The sequence below is a fragment of the Pseudomonas sp. WS 5079 genome (assembly GCF_012985465.1).
In the GTDB taxonomy this organism is placed as follows: domain Bacteria; phylum Pseudomonadota; class Gammaproteobacteria; order Pseudomonadales; family Pseudomonadaceae; genus Aquipseudomonas.
The window spans coordinates 208,140-228,528 of sequence record NZ_JAAQWN010000007.1 but is presented as its reverse complement, the minus strand read 5'-3'; the positions used below and the strand labels follow the sequence as shown (position 1 = coordinate 228,528).

At 62.8% G+C, this 20,389-nt stretch carries 16 protein-coding genes; 5 read left to right on the top strand and 11 right to left on the bottom strand.

All coding sequences use genetic code 11. The annotated features are described in order from the left end of the window. Positions 1 to 116 precede the first annotated feature (116 nt). Positions 117 to 314, top strand: a complete 198-nt coding sequence (locus HBO05_RS29355; protein ID WP_262376960.1) for a hypothetical protein — start codon at positions 117 to 119, stop codon at positions 312 to 314. On the opposite strand, the gene HBO05_RS19865 is transcribed toward HBO05_RS29355, so the two are convergent. Further along, positions 244 to 1,218 carry a LysR family transcriptional regulator gene (locus HBO05_RS19865; protein ID WP_169954022.1) on the bottom strand — a complete coding sequence of 325 codons (975 nt, stop codon included), beginning with the start codon at positions 1,216 to 1,218 and terminating at the stop codon, positions 244 to 246. The two genes, HBO05_RS29355 and HBO05_RS19865, sit on opposite strands and share 71 nt — an antisense overlap. A gap of 194 nt (positions 1,219 to 1,412) precedes the next feature. Here HBO05_RS19865 and HBO05_RS19860 point away from each other — a divergent pair, with 194 nt between their 5' ends. Together HBO05_RS19860 and oadA are read left to right on the top strand one after the other, a co-directional pair. Continuing rightward, positions 1,413 to 2,828, top strand: a complete 1,416-nt coding sequence (locus HBO05_RS19860; protein WP_029290035.1) for an acetyl-CoA carboxylase biotin carboxylase subunit — start codon at positions 1,413 to 1,415, stop codon at positions 2,826 to 2,828. 11 nt (positions 2,829 to 2,839) lie between these two features. Next, entirely contained in the window at positions 2,840 to 4,648 is a 1,809-nt protein-coding gene (oadA, locus tag HBO05_RS19855; RefSeq protein ID WP_170042035.1) for a sodium-extruding oxaloacetate decarboxylase subunit alpha, read from the top strand. A 78-nt stretch (positions 4,649 to 4,726) separates the two neighbouring features. Here oadA and HBO05_RS19850 read toward each other — a convergent pair whose 3' ends face one another. Beyond that, positions 4,727 to 5,983 carry an autotransporter outer membrane beta-barrel domain-containing protein gene (locus HBO05_RS19850; RefSeq protein WP_172313802.1) on the bottom strand — a complete coding sequence of 419 codons (1,257 nt, stop codon included), beginning with the start codon at positions 5,981 to 5,983 and terminating at the stop codon, positions 4,727 to 4,729. Positions 5,984 to 6,129: 146 nt separating this feature from the next. Between HBO05_RS19850 and HBO05_RS19845 the strand changes: the two genes are divergently transcribed. Beyond that, positions 6,130 to 6,378, top strand: a complete 249-nt coding sequence (locus tag HBO05_RS19845) for a transcriptional regulator (protein ID WP_262381433.1) — start codon at positions 6,130 to 6,132, stop codon at positions 6,376 to 6,378. Between the two features lie 3 nt (positions 6,379 to 6,381). On the opposite strand, the gene HBO05_RS19840 is transcribed toward HBO05_RS19845, so the two are convergent. The 3 genes from HBO05_RS19840 to HBO05_RS19830 are packed head-to-tail and all read right to left on the bottom strand — an operon-like array spanning position 6,382 to position 8,142. Then, positions 6,382 to 7,053: a GNAT family protein gene (locus HBO05_RS19840; protein WP_172313798.1), complete on the bottom strand. Its 672-nt coding sequence runs from the start codon at positions 7,051 to 7,053 to the stop codon at positions 6,382 to 6,384. A gap of 10 nt (positions 7,054 to 7,063) precedes the next feature. Beyond that, entirely contained in the window at positions 7,064 to 7,510 is a 447-nt protein-coding gene (locus HBO05_RS19835; RefSeq protein WP_172313796.1) for a GNAT family N-acetyltransferase, read from the bottom strand. Then, positions 7,507 to 8,142, bottom strand: a complete 636-nt coding sequence (locus tag HBO05_RS19830) for an FMN-binding negative transcriptional regulator (protein ID WP_170042039.1) — start codon at positions 8,140 to 8,142, stop codon at positions 7,507 to 7,509. Before HBO05_RS19830 ends, HBO05_RS19835 begins: the two co-directional genes overlap by 4 nt. A gap of 87 nt (positions 8,143 to 8,229) precedes the next feature. Between HBO05_RS19830 and HBO05_RS19825 the strand changes: the two genes are divergently transcribed. Next, positions 8,230 to 9,753, top strand: a complete 1,524-nt coding sequence (locus tag HBO05_RS19825; RefSeq protein WP_170057511.1) for a PLP-dependent aminotransferase family protein — start codon at positions 8,230 to 8,232, stop codon at positions 9,751 to 9,753. A gap of 3 nt (positions 9,754 to 9,756) precedes the next feature. On the opposite strand, the gene HBO05_RS19820 is transcribed toward HBO05_RS19825, so the two are convergent. The 6 genes from HBO05_RS19820 to HBO05_RS19795 all read right to left on the bottom strand — a co-directional run bounded on the left by HBO05_RS19820 (position 9,757) and on the right by HBO05_RS19795 (position 20,315). Continuing rightward, positions 9,757 to 14,391: a DUF6543 domain-containing protein gene (locus HBO05_RS19820; RefSeq protein WP_172313794.1), complete on the bottom strand. Its 4,635-nt coding sequence runs from the start codon at positions 14,389 to 14,391 to the stop codon at positions 9,757 to 9,759. Between the two features lie 115 nt (positions 14,392 to 14,506). Next, on the bottom strand, positions 14,507 to 15,598 hold the full coding sequence (locus HBO05_RS19815; protein ID WP_172313792.1) for a polyamine ABC transporter substrate-binding protein: 1,092 nt from the start codon (positions 15,596 to 15,598) through the stop codon (positions 14,507 to 14,509). Continuing rightward, the gene (locus HBO05_RS19810; protein WP_169954012.1) at positions 15,595 to 16,629 is read right to left on the bottom strand and encodes a histone deacetylase family protein; all 1,035 of its coding nucleotides are present in this window, start codon (positions 16,627 to 16,629) and stop codon (positions 15,595 to 15,597) included. The genes HBO05_RS19815 and HBO05_RS19810 overlap by 4 nt, the downstream gene beginning before the upstream one ends. 136 nt (positions 16,630 to 16,765) lie before the next feature. After that, positions 16,766 to 17,758, bottom strand: coding sequence for an AraC family transcriptional regulator (locus tag HBO05_RS19805; protein WP_057440561.1), 993 nt, complete (start codon positions 17,756 to 17,758; stop codon positions 16,766 to 16,768). Positions 17,759 to 17,808: 50 nt separating this feature from the next. After that, the gene (locus HBO05_RS19800) at positions 17,809 to 18,786 is read right to left on the bottom strand and encodes an asparaginase (RefSeq protein ID WP_170042045.1); all 978 of its coding nucleotides are present in this window, start codon (positions 18,784 to 18,786) and stop codon (positions 17,809 to 17,811) included. Positions 18,787 to 18,863: 77 nt separating this feature from the next. Next, entirely contained in the window at positions 18,864 to 20,315 is a 1,452-nt protein-coding gene (locus tag HBO05_RS19795) for an alanine/glycine:cation symporter family protein (RefSeq protein WP_172313790.1), read from the bottom strand. Positions 20,316 to 20,389 lie beyond the last annotated feature (74 nt).

Sequence of the window (20,389 nt, the reverse complement as noted above, 5' to 3'; positions counted from 1 at the left end):
ACAGTTTTGGCCGGTGTTGCATCCGCAAGATTCATCGTCCTGTAACCCCCGCGCCGCCAAACCGTCATCCCCCGTGCCCATCCTGAACTCCCCGTACTCGCATTGGGAGACTCGAAATGGCCCGGCACTACGAAGACAGCACCAGCACCGTCAAGACCCGTCGTCAGCAGGAAGACCAGCGCCGCATGGCGTTCCGACGTGCAATTGAAGATCGCTGTGAACAACGCCAACTGCTGCAAAGCATCAGTGACTACCCGGAGTTGCATTGGCAGGCACCCGCGGCTGCCCAGCGAAACGTTCAGCCAGCGCGCTGATCTGCACCCGTTCGCTGCGGATAAAGCCCAGGAACGCATGGGCCACCGGTGACAGGCGCTTGGCCTTGGCCTGCACCAGGCACCAACTGCGGTACAGCGGCAGCTCTTCCACCGGCAGCTCCTTGAGCCCACCGGTGGCCAGCTCCAGGTTCAGGGCGTGGCGCGTCAGCAGTGCCACGCCCAACCCCGCCACCACGCACTCGCGCTGCGCCTCGGCCGAGGCCACTTCCACCGTCTGGGTAAAGTGCACGCGCTTTTCCTTGAAGTATTCCTCGCAGGCCAGCCGTGTCCCTGAGCCCGGCTCGCGCAGCAACAAGGTGTAAGGCTCCAGGTCCTGCAGGCGCAGCGGCCCTTGCAGGCTCAGCGGATGGTCCGGCGGGGCCACCGCCACAATCGGGTTATTGAGAAACGGCAGGAATTCCAGGCCCATGTCCTGGGGCACCATGGACATGATCACCAGGTCGTCACGGTTGTCCGATAGCCGGCGGATCACCTGGGCGCGGTTGACCACCGTCAGGTGCAACTGCACCTCCGGGTGCTGGCGCTTGAAGGCAGCGAACAAGTGCGGCACGAAGTATTTGGCGCTGGATTCCACGGCCAGCTTCAATTGCCCCTGCAGCGAGCCTTGCATGTCCGAGAGCTGCATATCGAGGTTTTCCAGGCGCCCGAAAATGTCCCGGCTGGCCCGTTGCAGGGCTTCGGCGGCTTCGGTCATGTAGAGCTTTTTGCCGACGTAGTCGAATAGCGGCTGGCCGATCAGCTCTTCAAGCTGGCGAATTTGTAGGCTGACGGCGGGTTGCGTGAGGGACATTTCCTCGGCAGCGCGGCTGTAGGAACGCAAGTCGCAGACTTCATTGAAGATTTGCAACTGGCGTAATGTCATACGCATCAATGACTTACGCATAATTCAAGACGGCTCGCTGGGTTTGTACGGCCAACTATAAGTCTTTACTTATACACAACCCAATAATTATTGATTTTTGTTAATCCCTAAGTGCGCATAGTGTGTGTCTCGCGACTGGCTTGAAACATTTGGTCACGCGCCGACCTGGTCTAGCAGGTCGATGAACGCAGCAATAGGCTCAAGGGAATTTCCAAGTGATAACAAAGATCCTGATCGCCAACCGTGGTGAGATTGCCGTCCGCATCGTGCGGGCCTGTGCCGAAATGGGTATCCGTTCGGTGGCGGTCTATTCCGACGCAGACCGGCATGCCTTGCACGTCAAGCGCGCCGACGAGGCCCACAGCATTGGTGCCGAGCCCCTGGCCGGCTACCTGAATCCGCGCAAGCTGGTGAACCTGGCGGTGGAAACCGGCTGTGATGCATTGCACCCAGGCTACGGCTTCCTGTCGGAAAACGCCGAACTGGCGGATATCTGCGCCGAACGCGGCATCAAGTTCATTGGTCCATCGGCCGAAGTGATTCGCCGCATGGGCGACAAGACCGAAGCGCGCCGCAGCATGATCAAGGCCGGCGTGCCGGTGACGCCGGGCACCGAAGGCAACGTCGCCGACATCGCCGAGGCGCTGACCGAAGGCGACCGCATCGGCTACCCGGTGATGCTCAAGGCCACCTCCGGTGGTGGCGGGCGCGGCATTCGTCGCTGCAACAGCCGTGAAGAACTCGAACAAGCCTTCCCCCGCGTGATCTCCGAGGCCACCAAGGCCTTTGGTTCGGCGGAAGTGTTCCTGGAAAAATGCATCGTCAATCCCAAGCACATCGAGGCGCAGATCCTCGGTGACAGCTTTGGCAACGTGGTGCATCTGTTCGAGCGCGATTGTTCGATCCAGCGCCGTAACCAGAAGCTCATCGAAATCGCCCCTAGCCCCCAGCTGACCCCCGAGCAGCGCGCCTATATCGGCGACCTGTCGGTGCGTGCGGCCAAGGCTGTGGGCTACGAGAACGCCGGCACCGTGGAGTTCCTGCTCGCCGAGGGCGAGGTGTACTTCATGGAGATGAACACCCGGGTGCAGGTGGAGCACACCATCACCGAAGAAATCACCGGCATTGATATCGTCCGCGAGCAGATCCGCATCGCTTCCGGCCTGCCGCTGTCGGTAAAACAGGAAGATATCCAGCACCGTGGCTTTGCGTTGCAGTTTCGTATCAACGCCGAAGACCCGAAGAACAACTTCCTCCCAAGCTTCGGCAAGATCACCCGTTACTACGCCCCCGGCGGCCCTGGCGTGCGTACCGACACGGCGATCTACACCGGCTACACCATCCCGCCGTTCTACGACTCCATGTGCCTGAAGCTGGTGGTGTGGGCGTTGACCTGGGAAGAAGCCATGGACCGCGGCCTGCGTGCCCTGGACGACATGCGCCTGCAAGGCGTGAAGACCACCGCCGCCTACTACCAGGAAATCCTGCGCAACCCGGAATTTCGCAGCGGCCAGTTCAACACCAGTTTTGTGGAAAGTCACCCTGAGCTGACCAACTACTCGATCAAGCGCAAACCCGAAGAGCTGGCCTTGGCCATCGCCGCCGCCATCGCCGCCCACGCAGGCCTGTGAGGAACATTCCAATGTCTAAGAAAATCTTCGTAACCGACACCATCCTGCGCGACGCCCACCAATCGTTGCTGGCCACCCGCATGCGCACCGACGACATGCTGCCGATCTGCGACAAGCTCGACAAAGTCGGCTACTGGTCCCTGGAAGTCTGGGGCGGCGCGACCTTCGACGCCTGCGTGCGCTTCTTGAAAGAAGACCCGTGGGAGCGCCTGCGCAAACTGCGCGCCGCGTTGCCTAACACGCGCCTGCAAATGCTGTTGCGTGGGCAGAACCTGCTGGGCTACCGCCATTACAGTGACGATGTGGTCAAGGCCTTCGTCGCCAAGGCCGCGGTAAATGGTATCGACGTGTTCCGCATCTTCGACGCGATGAACGACGTGCGTAACCTGCGGGTGGCCATCGAAGCGGTGAAAGCGGCGGGCAAGCACGCCCAGGGCACCATCGCCTACACCACCAGCCCGGTGCACACCATCGAGGCGTTCGTGGCCCAGGCCAAGCAGTTGGAGTCCATGGGTTGCGATTCCATCGCGATCAAGGACATGGCCGGCCTGCTGACCCCGTACGCCACCGGTGAACTGGTCAAGGCGCTGAAGGCCGAGCAGAGCCTGCCGATCTTTATCCACTCCCATGACACCGCTGGCCTGGCCGCGATGTGCCAACTCAAGGCCATCGAAAACGGTGCCGACCATATCGACACCGCCATCTCCAGCTTCGCCTGGGGCACCAGCCACCCGGGCACCGAGTCGATGGTCGCCGCCCTCAAAGGCAGCGAATTCGACACCGGCCTGGACCTGGAACTGCTGCAGGAAATCGGCCTGTACTTCTACGCCGTGCGCAAGAAATATCACCAGTTCGAAAGCGAATTCACCGCCGTCGACACCCGCGTGCAAGTCAACCAGGTGCCGGGCGGGATGATTTCCAACCTGGCCAACCAGTTGAAAGAGCAGGGCGCCCTCAACCGCATGAGCGAAGTGCTGGCGGAAATCCCACGGGTGCGCGAAGACCTCGGCTTCCCGCCGCTGGTCACGCCAACCTCGCAGATCGTCGGCACCCAGGCGTTCTTCAACGTGCTCGCTGGCGAGCGCTACAAAACCATCACCAATGAAGTGAAGCTGTACCTGCAAGGCGGCTACGGCAAGGCGCCGGGCACCGTGAACGAGAAACTGCGGCGCCAGGCCATCGGCAGCGAAGACGTGATCGACGTGCGCCCAGCCGACCTGCTCAAGCCGGAAATGACCAAGCTGCGCGGCGAGATCGGCGCATTGGCCAAGTCCGAAGAAGACGTGCTGACCTACGCCATGTTCCCCGATATCGGGCGCAAGTTCCTGGAAGAGCGCGATGCCGGCACCTTGTCCCCTGAAGTGCTGCTGCCGATCCCTGAAGCCGGTGGTGTAGCCCGTGCTGGCGGTGAAGGTGTGCCGACCGAGTTCGTCATCGACGTACACGGCGAAAGCTACCGCGTGGATATCACCGGTGTTGGCGTCAAGGCCGAAGGCAAGCGCCACTTCTACCTGTCCATCGACGGGATGCCGGAAGAAGTGGTGTTCGAACCGCTCAACGAGTTTGTCGGCGGCGGCACCAGCAAGCGCAAGCAGGCCAGCGCGCCGGGCCATGTGAGCACGGCGATGCCGGGCAATATCGTCGATGTTCTGGTCAAGGAAGGCGACGTGGTCAAGGCCGGCCAGGCCGTGCTGATCACCGAAGCGATGAAGATGGAGACCGAGGTGCAGGCGGCCATCGCCGGCAAAGTCACCGCCGTTCACGTAGCCAAGGGCGACCGGGTCAACCCGGGCGAAATCCTGATCGAAATCGAAGGCTGATATCCAGCCTTCGACACTACCGCTTAATCCTCGGGGGGGCATGTTGCCCCCTTTTTTTTGCCTGTAATAAAGCGCCAATCAGAAGCTCAGGGTCCATTGGCCCATGACGGCCTGGCTGTTGCTGCGGGCGCCAAAATCGCCGGTGTAGGTCAGGCCGACGCTTTGGCTGCTGGAGATGCCCAGGCCCAGCCCGGCTTGCAGCGCCATGCTGTCGCGGTCCAGGGACGTGCCTTCGATGGTGAAGGTGCTGTTGAACTCGTCCTTGTTCACCCATGCCGACGATTGGCGCACGCGGCTGTCGACGTCGCCGTACAGGTGTTTCCAGCTGGCGCTGGCGTGGGGTTTGAGGGTCATCTGGTTGTCCAGGGTATAGAGGCTGGTCATGCGCAGGCCGAAGGTGCTGTTGAGGTTCGCCTGGGTCTGCTCGCCGACATTGAGGGCGCTGAGGCCGCCTTTTTCCTTGAAGCGCTCGCGTTGGTAACGCTGATAACCGACGCCCGCGAACGGTTCGACGGTGAAACTGCCGTGGTCCACGCGATAGCCCAGCTCGCTGAAAAGCGTCTGGCTTTGCGCAGAATACTTGCCCTTGAGCTGCTCTTGATGGTCGATGAAATCAAAACCGACACTGCGCTTGTTCAGCCCGGCATGGTTGCTGTGGATTGCCCCCAGGCGCAACGCCAACGGCCCGTCCTGTCGCACCGCGTATGCCCCCAGGTGCCAGCTGTCGAGCGCGGCCTTGAAGCGTTTGGCGCTCAGGTCACTGGTCGTCTTGGCCCCCATTACACCCACGCGCCAAGCGGGGTCCACGGCCCAATCGGCGCCCAGCACCAGGCCCTGGTTACGCTGCTGCAAATCACCACCGCCGTGCTGGCCGTCCAGGCTGCCGGCGTTGCCCAGGCCTTGCAGCCAGACGCGGCTGTTGGCGTCGCCGTTCATCGCGCCCATGGCCGACAGCAAACTGCTTTGCAGTGGCTTGAGGCTGCTTTGGGTGGCGTTGCCCAGGTTGGCGTTCTGGCTGCCGGCCAGTTGCTCAAGCACCGCGCCGATTCTTCCGGGGGCCAGGTTGCCCATATAGCGGGCGTCATCTGCAATCAGATACTGCTCGCGCACGCTCAGGTTGCCTGACTCCAGCAAGGCATCCACTGCACGGTCCAGCACCTGGGCCACGCCCCGGCCATTGCCGGTGGTGGCGTAGTCAATGAAATAAAATGGGCTGGCCGGGTCCGGTTCGCTGGGCGGTGGCCCCATATCCCCGCGTGCGGCGGCCAATTGAATGCTCAAGGCACTCAGCATGAAAGTGATGGCAAGGGCGAGTCGCTTGGATGTGCAGTGCATAGGGTCCGACCTCTGATATGTGAGGCGGGGAATTTAGCGAGGCGGCGGAGGGATAACTGTCAGGAGCAGCGTTTTAGGTGGGAGGGAGATGTCTTTAGTCCGGGGCGAATACATACGTGCGGGTTGTGGCCTGGACACGCGCTTTGTTGATCCAGAGCGCAAAGCAGGGCCTGGCCGAAGGCATCCTGCAGATCGGCGAAGCCGTGCGTCGGCTGGGCGTGGACGCCACCGGAGTGCACCAGAGCCAATGCGCCAGGATGTGCAAGATTTCCCTGCGCACCCTGGTGCATATCGAGCATGGCGAGGGCAATCAGACGCTCAAGTCGTTGAACGCGGTGTTCCGGCCGTTCGGTTTGCAGATGGATGTGGTCAAGGTCCGGCGGTCGCTGAACTGACCGTCAGCCCCGGCATTGCGCCAGGCTTTTCGCCTGCCCATCCGCTGTCTGGTTAGTCTCGGATAGCCACGCCTCAAACCCCGCGCCTACCTTCGGCCATTCCCCATCGAGGATCGAGTACCACGCGGTATCGCGGTTCTGCCCCTTGACCACCATATGCTGGCGGAACACCCCTTCAAAACTGAATCCCAGCCGCTCGGCGGCGTATTTGGAGCGGGCGTTGCCGTTGTTGCACTTCCATTCCAGGCGGCGGTAGCCCAGCTCGAACGAGTGCCGGGCCAGCAGGTACACGGCCTCGGTGCTTTTGGGCGAGCGCTGCATCGGTGCGCCGAAGGTGACGTGGCCGATTTCGATGCGGCCCTGGGCCGGGACGATCGACATCAGGCTGAGGATGCCCTGCACGTCGCCGCTGGCGCGGTCGATCACGCTGAAAAAGTATGGGTCGCTGTTGGCCGCGTGGTTGTTCAACCACGCGTCGAACGCGGCGCGCTCGGGAAACGGGCCGTAGGGCAAATAGTCCCACAGCTTGGGGTCGGCGCCGGGGCCCTGGAGGGCTTGCCACAAGCCATCGGCGTGGCGGGCCGGGTCGAGTTTTTCCAGGCGGATAAAGCGCCCTTCGATCAATTGGGCGGTGGGCGCGGGGGCGCCTTTCCAATCTGCAAGTGAGGTCGACATGGGGTACTCCTTAAAGGCCTTTGCGAAATTGGATAAAGCCGGGACGTTCGGCAATGCGTTCATACAACTGGATCGCCGTGGCGTTGCTCTCATGGGTCAACCAGTGGACCTTGGCGCACCCCTCGGCCTTGGCGGTGGTGTAGACGAACTCGATCAGTTGGCGACCAACCCCGGTGCCGCGTTGGCCGGGTTCCACGAACAGGTCTTGCAGGTAACAGGAGTTTTCGATGCTCCAGTTGGAGCGGTGATAGATAAAGTTGACCATGCCCACCGCCTTGCCATCCTGCCAGGCCAGGGCCGAATGGGTCGGTTCGCTGGGGTCGAGCAGGCGTTGCCACGTGCAGGCGCTGACCGCGTCAGGCAACTCGGTGTTATAGAAGCGCAGGTAGGCCTGCCACAGCGGTAACCAGGCGGCGTGCTCGGTGGCTGCTACCCGGCGGATTTCGATCTGGCTCATGTGCGGTCCTTGGGAATGAATCGGGCGAGGGTTTGGTCACGCATATCAACGCTGGCGGCCAGTCCTTCGCGCACCCCGGCAATGTCGGCCGCGCTGCGGTTCTGGCTGAGCTTGCGTTTGCCGATCAGGCGCTCGATTGGCAGGACGAAGCCGACGATGGCCTTGAGCATGCCGTCAATGTAGCTGGCCGGGGCGTCGCTGACTTTCCATGGCTGGGCGCGGCGGCCTTCATGGCGATCGGTCAGCGCACTGACCACCGCCAGCAAGCGCTCGGCATCGGTAAACACCTGGGCCTTGCCGTAGGCGTGTACCGCCAGGTAGTTCCAGGTTGGTACCACTTTGCCGTGTTCGGCCTTGGCCGGGTAGAACGCCGGGCTGACGTAGGCCTCGGCGCCCGCGAAGATCACCAGCGCTTCGCTACCATTTTGTAGGTCGCGCCACTGAGGGTTGGCCTTGGCCAGGTGCCCGTAGAGGGTGCCGTTGGGGCCCTCGTCGGGGTTGAGCAGCAGCGGCAGATGGCTGGCTTGCAGGCCTTGTTCGCCAAAGGTCACCAGTTGCGCCAGGCGCGTGTGCTGGATCAGTTGCTGCTGTTCGGGCAAATCGTCGAGAGCAAAGGCGGACGGTGTGTACATGAATATTTTCCTTGGCGAATACGTGCATCCTAGGCAGGCTAATGGTCCGTTGTAAGAGCCATCTCAGACCAATTTCATAGGTCCAATATGTCGCCCATGTCGTTTAACCCTGCTGGTATCGAGCTTGATCGTCGCCAAGGCCTGACACGCCAGTTGTACGAGGCGCTGCGCCAGCGCGTGCTGGATGGGCGACTGGCCAGTGGCACTCGCCTGCCGGCTAGCCGCGACCTGGCAGCGGCCCTGGGGATTTCCCGCAATAGCGTGGTGCGGGCCTACGACCAGCTGTATGCCGAAGGCTTTATCGAAGGGCGGGTGGGTGACGGGACCTATGTGGCGCAATTGGAAAAAAAACTATCCACAAAAGTGTCCACAGGGTTATCAACAGGTTTATCCCCAGCTTTATCCACAATTCACGCCGACCTGCCTGGATTTTCATCCAGTGCAGTTATCCACAGCGGCGCCTTGGGTCGTCTGGAAAGCAACCATTTACCCTTGCCGCCGGCTGGCCCGCCACGGGCTTTTCGCGTGGGTGTGCCGGCCTTCGATCTGTTCCCGTTTGACGTGTGGGCCAAGCTGAATGCGGCTTTTTGGCGCAAGCCGAACCTGCAGCAGTTGTGCTACGGCGACCCGGCAGGGGACGCGCGCCTGCGCGGGCTGATCGCCGCCTACTTGCGTAGCTCGCGAGGCATGCAGTGCACTGCTGAGCAAATAGTGATCACCAGTGGCGCGCAACAGGCGATCAGCCTTTGTGCACAGCTGCTGGTGGAGCCCGGGGATGGAGTGGCGATTGAAAATCCCGGTTATCGGGCGGCTGGACATGCGTTCGCCATTGCCGGGGCGAAACTCCAAGGCGTGGCAGTGGACGCTGGGGGCATCGACTGCACCGCGTTGAACGCGCTCAGCGATTGCCGCCTGGCCTACGTCACGCCCTCGCACCAATACCCGACGGGGGTGGTGATGAGCCTGGCCCGGCGCCTGGAGCTGCTGGCCTGGGCCGAGCGCACCGGTGGCTGGGTCATCGAGGACGACTACGACGGCGAGTACCGCTACAGCGGCGCGCCCTTGGCCCCGCTGGCCGCCCTGGACCGCAGTGGCCGGGTGCTCTACGTGGGTACCTTCGGCAAGGTGGCGTTCCCGGCGTTGCGCCTGGGCTATCTGGTTTTGCCCCAGGCGCTGGTGAGTGCCTTCACCCGACGCCGCGCCGTGGATGTGCGGCACTCTGAGGTCAGCACCCAGGCAGTGATGGCTGAGTTCATGGCAGCGGGGCACTTCCAGCGGCATATCCGCCGCATGCGTCGCGCCGCCCTGAGCCGGCGCAATGCCGTGCTGGCCGGCTGGCCGGCCGATGTGCCGGGTGTGGGGAGCCTGCCCGGTGTCGCGGCCGGCTTGCACCTCACCGTGCGGGTGCAGGGCTTGGCCCGTGAAGCGCAACTGGTGGCCCAGGCCTTGGCCGCGGATGTGGAGATCAACGCCCTGAGCAGCTACTGGCTGCCCGATACCGGGCCGGCACCGGAGCTGCGTGCCGGCCTGGTGCTGGGGTTTGCCGCCGTGCCCGAAGAGGCTATTGCCCAGGCGCTGGCCCGGTTGCGCCGGGCCTGGCAGGCCGGTTGAGCCTCAGTTCTGGAAGAACAGGGCACGCGCCAGTGGCGGGCGGATTTCACTGCGATAAATCGCGATCTGGTCGCGCTCGCTCAAGCCCGTACGGTGGATCGCGCCGCCGAGCTTTTGCTGGTCGCGGGTCTTGAGGTGGCCGGCGGTGTAGTTGTCGAGTTCGGCTTGCGGCGATTCGTAGTGGAAGTGCGCATACCACAGCACTTCCTGGCTTTGGTGATCGCGGATGGCGTACTCATCCAGATAGTTTTTGCCGGGCCCCTTGAGGCGTCGGCGGGTGACCACCTTGACGATGTTTACCTGCCCCAGGCTGTGCAGCCATTCCACCCGTTCGGCGGTGGGCAGTTGCTGTTTGGTCATGCTGATACGGGTGTTGGTGCCCAATTGGTAGAGGCGTTGCGCCGCCTCGTTGAGTTTGCGGTTGAGTGTGGCAGCAGAGGGGCGATCGCTTTCGGTGAGGTTGCGCTGGGTCAGCGCCTCCTCGACCGTGTTAACCGCCTGCTCCAGGCGTGCCGCGTACTGATGCAGCATTTCTTCGATCTCTACCGGGATGCGTCCGGCTTTTTTGGCATGCGCCAGCACCCGCTGCGTGGCGGCGGGTTCCTCATCCAGCAGGTGCTGACCATCGTTCATGCTGGTATTGAGGTCGGCAGCCTGTGGCTTGGGCAGCTTTGCGGCAGGCCTTGCGCGTTCCACCCACACGCCGGGGCTTTTTTCGTGGAAGGTGGCAATGACCTTGCCCGTCACCGGCGCCCTGACATCCAGCAGGCCTGCCTCGTCAGGCCGCAACTCCCCCACCAGCACGCCGCTGAAACGGGTCTTGATAACCTTTTTTTTCGGCGTCTGCGGCGTTCTGGACGAGCCGGCCTTGGGTTCCGGGGGCTTGCGCTCACGCAGCAGCAGCACCAGTTCGTGAGTCGCCTGCTGGTTGAATTCGTCGATCCGCTGGCGCAGGTCTTCCAGGGGCTCTCGCTGCACGTGTTCAGGGTATTCGGCGTGCAGGTCCAGCAAGCGCTGGTCAATGATGGCGAACTGTTCTACCAGGCTGTTGAGCACATCGAGGCGCTCGTCCGGGTTGCTGATGGTCGATTCGCTCAGGGTCTCGACCCAGGTCAGGATGTTGATATCGGCGCAGTTGACGATTTCATCGAGCTGGCGGTGCGCATCGGTGAACGCTTCGCCGGTGCCTGGCGTGATGCACAGGTAGCGGGTCAGGGTGATTTGCAGGGCTTTGAGGTCGTACAGCTTGAAGTGGGGCAAGGCGCGCAGCGTGGTCTGGATGATTTTGGTGCCCTCGATACCGAGCTTTTCCAGCTCGCGATAACGCGACTCGGCGTATTGCAGGCGCTTGATCATGTCCAGGTTGAGCTTTGATACCGTTCCGGCGAGCTGCGCCTGAAGCTTGGCGTCCCGCGAGGTGATCGTTTCCAGCTCCTGGAGCGTGGTCAATAGCTTGGTGCGAAACATGGGCAGGCGTTGCGCAACGGCTGAACGGGTCAGCAGCAGTTGTTGGCTCAAATAGTCAATCATGTTGCCCTGGTAATTGGGCACCGTGTCGATGATGTTCAGTGCCCGCAGTTGGCGGATGGGCACGTCGTATTCGGCCATGCGGGCGTCGACCTTGTCGATGTACGCCTCGCGCTGGCGCTCGGAGGAGGGGCCTGGCTTTGGCTCTATCGCCGCATGTGCCTGGGTGATTTCGGTTTGCCCGCGTCGCTGGTCGGCGTTGAACGCGTTGAGTTTTTGCCGCAGGTCGAGGATGCGCGAAGGTGCTTTGGCTTGTGCGGCTTTGCGGCGGTTCCTGAACCCGGCACCGCGCAGGCGCAGGCGGGTGTCGACAAACCATTGGCCGGCCAGGTTGCTTAGCAGCAAGGGGCCGTTGTGGGTGGGGCGTTTGGGGTCGATGATCATGACGTTGTCGTTCTCATCCACCGTCACCTCGAACCAGCGTGGGCCGACCGGTGCGTACCATTTATCGGCAAGGGCATAGAGATGCAGGTGCACCCCGGCCTCCGTGATCGGCTCCCCCAGCCCCTCGGGTTTGTCAATTTTGAAGCGATCCAGGGTCGCCCCCAGGCTTGAGGGCGCACGACTGAGTGCGCCGCTGCTGTGCAGGAGGCCTTGATGACGTGCGGCCAGGTCGCTCTCGGACACGTTGGCTTGCTGGCTGACGAGGACTTTGGGCGACGGCGGCAGTGCTTTTTGCGTCTTTTCCAGAACCGTGGTTTCAGGTTCTACCGGTGTGGGTTCAGGCTCCACCAGCGCCACCTTTTGCGCTGCTCGCTCAGGTGGGTGGCGCAAGGTCACGTGCAGCACCAGGGCCATGCCCAGGTTGAGCAGCAGGTCGACCTGAGCCGTCCAGGAAACCTCCCCATCGGGCCCCGGTTCGGCCTGGGCCGTGGCTTGCAGGTCGTCCATGATTTGCCAGATCCATGCGGCGATCCCCACCGTGCGCCCCAAAAAGGGCAGCGCCGCGCCGAAAATCATCCAGCCGGCCTGCCGGTAACTGGCCCAGCGCTTCTGCACATTGGACACCGATTGGCGGTTGGCCAGCTCCACCAGCGCATTGGCGTTGTCCGTGAACAACGTCGCCAGGGCATCATTGCCCAGCACTTCGTCGCTCAGGGCCATGGGGCCACTCATTTGCAGCACCACTTGCGGTTCCACCAGCGCGCGCACCACCGTCCATGGCGAGGGCAGGGCGGCGGGGAACACGTACTGCTCGTAGTTAAAGCGTATGTCTTCGGCCAGCCAGGCCAGCACCGAATCGCGCAGGGTGCGCTGATGCTTGATCGCATACAGCAGGTTTTGCCGGGACGGGAACTGGATCAGCACCGGAGTCAGCAACGGGCGATACAGCAGGCACGGGCCCTGGGTGTGGTCGCGGGGGCCGATCACGAACATATTCGCCACCCCATCCTGTTCCTTGCTGGGGCGCAAGGTCGGGACAAAGGCCAGGCGGCGGAACACGATCTCTTGCCCTTCCACCTGGCGCTCGTGCGCCTCTGCCTGCACGGCCGCCGCCACATAGCGGTAACCGCGCTCGTCGATGCCATGCAGGCGCTGGATTTTCCACTGCAAGGCCAGCAGCGGCAGTTGCACCCGCAAGTGCGAGGTGTAGAGCGTCTGCCGGCTCTTCGACTCAGCAGGGTCGTCGAGCAGGGTGCGTTTGATCAGCGCCGGGTAGTGTTCGCCGATATCGAGGGTTTCGATCAGGTCCTTGAGGTAGGTGTAGGTCAGCCAGGTCGGGCTCTTGCCGCCGTTGTAGAGCACGCTGGTTGTTCCTGTGGGCAGCCCGGTGAGGTTTTCCAGGGCCAGGTCGATCAGGCTGCGCCGGGTGATGTCGCTGGCCCCGGGCAGCACAAAAGTGCCCCAGACCACCGGGCTCTCGATGCTGATCTCGACCTTGTCCAGGTTCAGGCTCGCGCCATTGGGTTGCTGTTTGAGTGTGTCTTGCAACTGCTCCCGGGCGTAGTCGCGGATTGCCGGGATACCGTCCTGGAACGTGCGCCCGTGGTTGTGGGTGTGCAGTTCGGCCAGGTCGATCAGGTAGCGGCTGTAGGTCGAGATGTCGAGGTCTGAGGCGCCGGTCAGCCACTCGGGAAGCTCTTCATGTATCTGGCGGATGTTCGACAGTGAGTGGCTGCTCAGGTCCTCAATCACCGGCAGGATGCGGGCGACCGCCTTGCCGCCGACCGCTGCTGCGGGAGGTGCTTCGATGCCGGACGAGCCCACCGAGCCGATGGCCTCCAGTTGCAGGGCGACCAGGTTACACGCCTGGCTCTCGAAGAAATCCCCCTGCGGTTCGTACAGGCGCCATTGCACGTTCACCTGCGCCGCACTTTGCGTCAGGCCTGTGGGCAGGGCTTGGCCGAAGGCGTCCAGGGAGTCGAATTTCGCATAACCAGTGCTCAGCGAATACGTGAGGATGCGCTGCTGTTGCTCGTGTACGCCGATCAGCACCGCGATATCCGACAGGCCAACGTGAATGGACTGGTTTTCGTGGCTGGCATCAATGTCGACCAGGTAAGCGTGGGTCTGGAAGGTATCGGAGGTTTTGCGCCTGGCCAGCTGCGGGAAGTGGAACAGCGTCCTGGCCATGGCGCAATCTTGCTCATCCCAGCCTTCCTGGGCCGTAACGTTCCATACGTTGCGCAAGGAATGGGCGAGTGTCTGCCAGCGGGGGCCTGCCAGGCCGTTGGAGGCATTCCAGTAGTCCAACTGCTGCTCCTGGAAAGCGCTGAAGATCAGGGCCGACAGCTCGTTGACCAGCCGTGCGATAGCATCGATCTTCACGGGCAGGTGGTCGGGGGGCTGGGCTGCGGGCTCCAGGGTGAGGAAATGCTCGCCGTCGATATAGATCACCGGCTCAGGCGACAGGGCCTGGTTGGCCAGGACCGAGGTCAGTGATTCGGTAGACGCCGGCGCTGCCTGGATCGCATCGCCGACGATGCGCCAATGCGGTGTGACGACCATGGCCAGGTCCGGCTCGATGTTCAGTGTCGGGTATTGCTCCTTGAGGGCTGCACGTAGCAGGTTCGCGGCGACTTCACGGATGGAGGGGCCGGTACTCAATTGCATCAGCAGCTCATAGGCACTTGGCGGACGGTTGTGGGGGGCGGGTGAGTCGTTGGGCATTTGCAGCTCCTTGGCCAGTGGAAGGCTTGAAGAGCTGCACGGTAGTTTCTGCGGCGGCGGCGAAGACGGTAGATAAATACCCTGGCCGGGGCCGGTGCGCCCAGGCCAAGGTCAATCAGGTGCCGGACTTGATCTTGCTCCAGGCCCGGGTCCGCGCACGCTCGGCGTCGCGCTCCAGGGGCTTGAGGGTGTAGAGCGTGGCCATCGCCGCTTCGGTGGGATACAGGTTGGGGTTGTTGCGAATCGCCGGGTCGACGTGCTCGGTCGCGTCCCTGTTGGGGTTGGGGTAGCCGACAAAATCACTGATGGGCGCGATCACCTGGGGTTGCAGCAGGTAGTTGATGAAGGTGTAGGCGTCCTGCGGGTTTTTCGCGCCCTTGGGAATGGCCAGCATGTCGAACCAGATCGGCGCGCCTTCCTTGGGCAGGCGCATGTCGACAATCACCCCGTTCTTGGCCTCCCGGGCGCGGTTGGCGGCCTGGGAGAAACTGCCGGAGTAACCGACGGCCACGCAGATATCCCCGTTGGCGATATCGGCCATGTATTTGGATGAGTGGAAGTAGGTGATGTAGGGGCGGATCTTCATCAGCAACGCTTCGGCTTTGAGATAGTCCTTGGGGTTGCTGCTGTTGGGGTCCAGGCCCAGGTGCTGCAGGGCCAGGGGCAGGATTTCCGACGGTGAGTCCAACAGTGCCACGCCGCATTGCTTGAGCTTGCTGATGTGCTCTTCTTTGAAGATCAAATCCCAGCTGTCCACCGGTGCGTCGGCGCCCAGGGCGGCCTTGACCTTGTCCGGGTTGAAGCCGATGAGGATGGTGCCGTACATGTAGGGCACCGCGTGTTTGTTGCCCGGATCGTTGGCCTCGATCAGCTTCATCAGCTTGGGATCGAGGTGGTTCCAGTTGGGCAACTGGCTGCGGTCCAGGGGTTGGAACACCCCGGCTTCGATCTGCTTGGCCAGGAACACATTGGACGGCACCACCACGTCATACCCGGAGTTGCCGGTCAGCAACTTGGCTTCCAGGGCTTCGTTGGTGTCGAAGATGTCGTACACCAGCTTGATCGCCGGGTTCTGCGCCTTGAAATCTTCCAGGGCCTTGGGCGTGATGTAGTCGAACCAGTTGTAGACCCGCAGGGTTTTTTCTTCGGCGTGGGCGGCGCTGCTGAGCACGGCGGCGCAGAGCACAAGCGACTTGAGCATGTTCATTGGGCTGCCCCTTCAAAACCTTCGAGAACGTTGACGGCATTGATGCCGATTTCTGCCACCGCGTAACCGCCTTCCATCACAAACAGCGTCGGCTTGCCCAGGCGGGCGATACGCGCGCCCATGGCCAGGTAGTCCGGGCTGTCGAGCTTGAATTGCGAGATGGGATCGTCCTTGAACGTGTCCACGCCCAGGGACACCACGATGATGTCGGCGCCATAGCCCTCGATCTCCCGGCAGGCCTGCTCCAGTGCCGCGCTCCAGGTGTCCCAGGCGGCACCAGCCGGCAGCGGGTAATTGAAGTTGAAGCCTTCGCCGGCACCCTCGCCCAACTCGTCGGCATAACCGAGGAAAAACGGAAACTCGGCCTGCGGGTGCCCGTGGATCGAAGTGAACAGCACATCGCTGCGCTCATAGAAGATCGACTGGGTGCCGTTGCCGTGGTGGTAATCCACGTCGAGGATCGCGACCTTTTTGTGGCCCTGGTCGATAAAAGCCTGGGCAGCGATGGCGGCGTTGTTGAGGTAGCAGTAACCGCCCATCAAGTCGCCAGCTGCGTGATGCCCCGGTGGCCGGCACAAGGCGAAGGCGCTGTGGGCGCCTTGTTGGATCGCCTGCTGCGCGGTCAGCGCGACCTGCGCCGCGCTGTAGGCCGCCTGCCAGGTACCGGCGGTGATCGGCGCACCGCCGTCGAAGCTGTAATAGCCCAGTTGGCCGTGCAGGCTGGTGGGCAGCACGCGGCGCAAGGTCCGGGCGGGCCAGGTGTAGGGCAGCAGGTCGCCGTCCTGGCCGAATTCGACCCAACGGGCCCAGGCACCCTGGAAGAACTCCAGGTAGTCGCGGCTGTGGATGCGCTGCAGCGGCGCCAGGCCAAAGTCCTGGGGCGCTTGCACCGGGCCCAGTGCACGGTCCTTGACCCGTTGCAGCACATGGTCGGCGCGCGAAGGCATTTCGAAGCAGGGCATCAACTGGCCGTCCATCAATTCGCAACGGCCATGGTGCAGGTGGTGATCGTGCGAGTAGATCGTCAGCATTTTTATTGTTCTCCGCAGGCAGGTTGGGATGCCTTGCAGTGTTGCGGTGCGCACAGGTTTGGAGAACGGCAGGAGCGGCCAAAAGGGGATAAATATGGCCAAATTGTCTGTCCGAAATTCGCCCCTACATGGGGCGTCAGGCTCGAAATTGACTCGGCGCTACACCGCTCCAGCGTACAAAGGCATGCCGGAAGCTCGCGGTCTCACTGAAACCCAACTGCTCGGCGATGCGGTAGATCGGCCACTGGTCTTGCGCCAACAACTGCTTGGCGCGCTCGAAGCGCAGTTCGTCCAGCAGTTCCTGGTAGCTGCAGCCCAGGTCGTGCAGGTGCCGGCGCAGGGTGCGCGGCGAACAGTTCATCTGCTGGGCCAGGCCATCGAGCCCCGGTGCGGCGTGCAGTTGTGCCGCGAGCAACTGGCGGACCCGCCCCAGCCAGGCCTCGCGCCCGGTGAATTCGGTGTTCTGTTTGCGGCAGCGTTCGGCCATGGCCCGGTGGGTCACGGTGTCGGCCAGGGGCAAGGGTTGGGCGAGCCAGCGCTGGTCGAAGGCGAACGCATTGGCCGTGGCCTGGAACTGCAACGGGCAGTCGAAACACTCGGCATAGCGCGCCTGGTAATCCGGCGCAGCATGCTCAAAGCGCGCGCCCAGCAAGGGCAGCGGATGGCCGAGCAGGTCGTCGCAGATCACCTTCAGCGACCCCAGGCACAGCTCCACGTTGAAGGCGGTCAGCGCCGGGCTCTCGCGGTAATCGCTGGCGGTGAACCAGATACGCTCTCCGTCTTGCTCAAGGCTCAGTTCGAACAGTGTTCCCAACAGCGCCGGATAACGCAGGGCCAGGCGCAAAGCGTCACCGAAAGTGGCACTGGTGAGCAGGGCATAGCCGAGCATGCCGTACGCCGATACGTGCATCCGTCGCCCCACGATCAGCCCGATATCGCGCTGCAAGGCCACGGCATTGGCGCACACTTGCATCTCCTGGTGCGTGGCGATGCGTGTGTCGGCGCGGCTCAGGTCCGCCGCACAGATGCCACTGCCGGCCAGTAGCGCTTCGGCGGGCAAGCCTTCGGCCTTGAAGGTGCTGAGCACCAGGGAAACGGCGTTGAGGGTGGTGAGGTGGGAGTGCAGCATGGGAACTTCCAGCCAGGGGATGGCTGGAAGTGGAGCAAGTTATATGCCGCTCAGCTCAGTTCGCCGCACAGGTCCAGCTCGACCAGGCGCCGTACTTCGTCGTTGGGCAGCCCGGCGCCGAGCAAGGCTTGCAGCTTGCCGAACACGGCTTCGCGGGTCATGCCGCCACCGGACAACACACCGACCCCACGCAGGCGGCTGCCGGCTTCATATACGTCCAGTTCCACACCGCCTTCATGACATTGGGTGATCGCGACGACCACGATGTGCCGAGCCTGCGCACGTTGCAGGCTGGCGAGGAACGCCGGGTTATCGCTGGGCCCGGTGCCGCTGCCAAAGCATTCGAGCACCAGTGCCTGGATGCCGCTGTCGACCAGGGCATCCAGTTGCCCGGCATCAATGCCCGGCACCAGCGGCAATACGCCGACATTGGCCAGGGCCTTGGGCTGGCGGTAGTCCAGTGCGGCAGGCAGCGCCTGGGCCTTGGCCACGCCGCCGTTGCGCTGCAGTGCAGCAAAGGGATGGCGGCCAAAACTGCGGATTTTCGCACAGCGGGTCGGCGCCATCAGTGCGCCGTGGAAGTACAGGTGCACCCCGGGCGCCAGGCCTTCACCCAACGCTGCCAGGGCGCCGCTGACGTTTTCCCAGGCATCGCTGTCGGGCACGCCGGCCGGCAGCATCGAACCGGTGAACACCACCGGCGCCGGCAGGCCCAGCAGTTGGAAACTCATGGCCGCCGCGCTGTAGGCCAGGGTGTCGGTGCCATGCAGAATCAGCACGCCATCGCAGCCCTCGTCCACAGCCTCGACCACGGCGCTGCGCAGGTGCTGCCAGTAGGCGGGCGTCATATTGGCGCTATCGATCAGCGGTGACATTTCCCGAAAGCGCCAGGCTGGCGCTGGCAGGTGGGCAAGCTGTTCGCGCATGCGCGCTTCAAAGCCCGAAGCGGGCGCCAGGCCGTTGGCGCTGGCTTGCATGCCGATGGTGCCGCCGGTGTAGAGCACCATGAGGGTGTTAGCTTTGGACATCGAACAATCTCCTGAACGAAAAACGCCGCCGGGCCCAGAGCATGCCCAAGGCCGGGCGGCGTGTCATCTATCTAGGCTCAGCGTTGCACTTGGGCGTTCAGCTCAGCAGTCGCTTGAGTGGTTGGCTCAGGCTGCACCGGGTTGGCCGGCCAGGCCTTGCGGTCCAGGTCCAGGTCCGGGAACTGGCTGGAGTCGAACACCGGGGTCCTGATGCCCGCCGCGCGCTGGTTGTCGTAGTCGTTGAGGATACGCATGGCGATCTTGAACAGGAACGCCAGGGCGAACAGGTTGACGAACGCCAGCATGGTCATGGTGATGTCGGCGAAGGCGAACACGGTGCTCAGGTTCTCGATCGAACCCCAGAAGATCAGCACCAGTACCAACGCGCGATAACCGATCAGCACCTTGCGGTTGTTGCCCACCAAAAAGCGCAGGTTGCTCTCGCCCAGGTAGTAGTTGTACATGATCGATGTAAACACGAACAACGCCAGGGCCACCGAGATAAACATCCGCCCCCAGTCACCGACCACCGCTGCCAGGGAGTTCTGGGTCAGGGCAATGCCGTCGCCTTCGAAGCCTGGGGTGTAGAAGCCCGAAAGCAGGATCAGCAGGGCGGTGCAGGTGCAGATGATGAAGGTGTCGAGGAACACGCTGAACGCTTGCACCACGCCTTGGGCGACCGGGTGTTTCACCGAGGCCACCGCGGCCACGTTGGGCGCGCTGCCCAGGCCGGCTTCGTTGGCGAACACGCCGCGCTTCACACCCATGATGATCGCGCTGCCCACCAGGCCACCGAAGGCCTGGTCCAGGCCAAAGGCGCTCTTGACGATGGTCGCGAGCATGGCCGGCACCTGGTCGAATTGCAGCACGATCACGTAGACCGTCACGGCGATATAGACCAGGGTCTTGACCGGCACCAGCAGGTCGGCAATCGAGGCAATACGCTTGATCCCGCCGATAAACACCAGGCCCAGCAACACCGCCAGCGCCAGGCCGGTGTAGGTGGTGTCGAAACCAAAGGCGTTATTGAGCGAGTGGGTCACGGCATGGGCTTGCAGGCCGTTGAAGGCGAACCCGAAGGTCACCAGCAGCAGGAACGCCATGACCATCCCCAGCCAGCGTTTTTGCAGGCCGTGCTGGATGTAATAGGCCGGGCCACCACGGTAGGTGCCTTCGGCGTCGGTGCGTTTGTAGAGCTGGCCCAGGGAGCACTCGATAAAGCTCGACGACATGCCCACCAGCGCGGTGACCCACATCCAGAACACTGCGCCCGGGCCACCCAGGGTCACGGCAATGCCGACCCCGGCGATGTTACCGGCGCCCACCCGCCCGGCCAGGCTGAGCATCAGCGCCTGGAACGAACTGAGTTGGCCGGCGCTGCTTTTGAGGCTGTCGCGAAACACCGCGAACATATGAAAGAAGTGACGAAACTGAACGAAACGCGAGCGGATCGTGAAGTAACCACCGAGCCCGACAATGAGCACGATCAGTACTTTTCCTGAGAGGAAGTCGTTGATGACTTCTAGCATGGAGTATTCCTCGCTGTTTTTTTGTAAAGGCAAAAGCCGGACGGGTCGAAACATCGCGTTACACACCGTCGCGC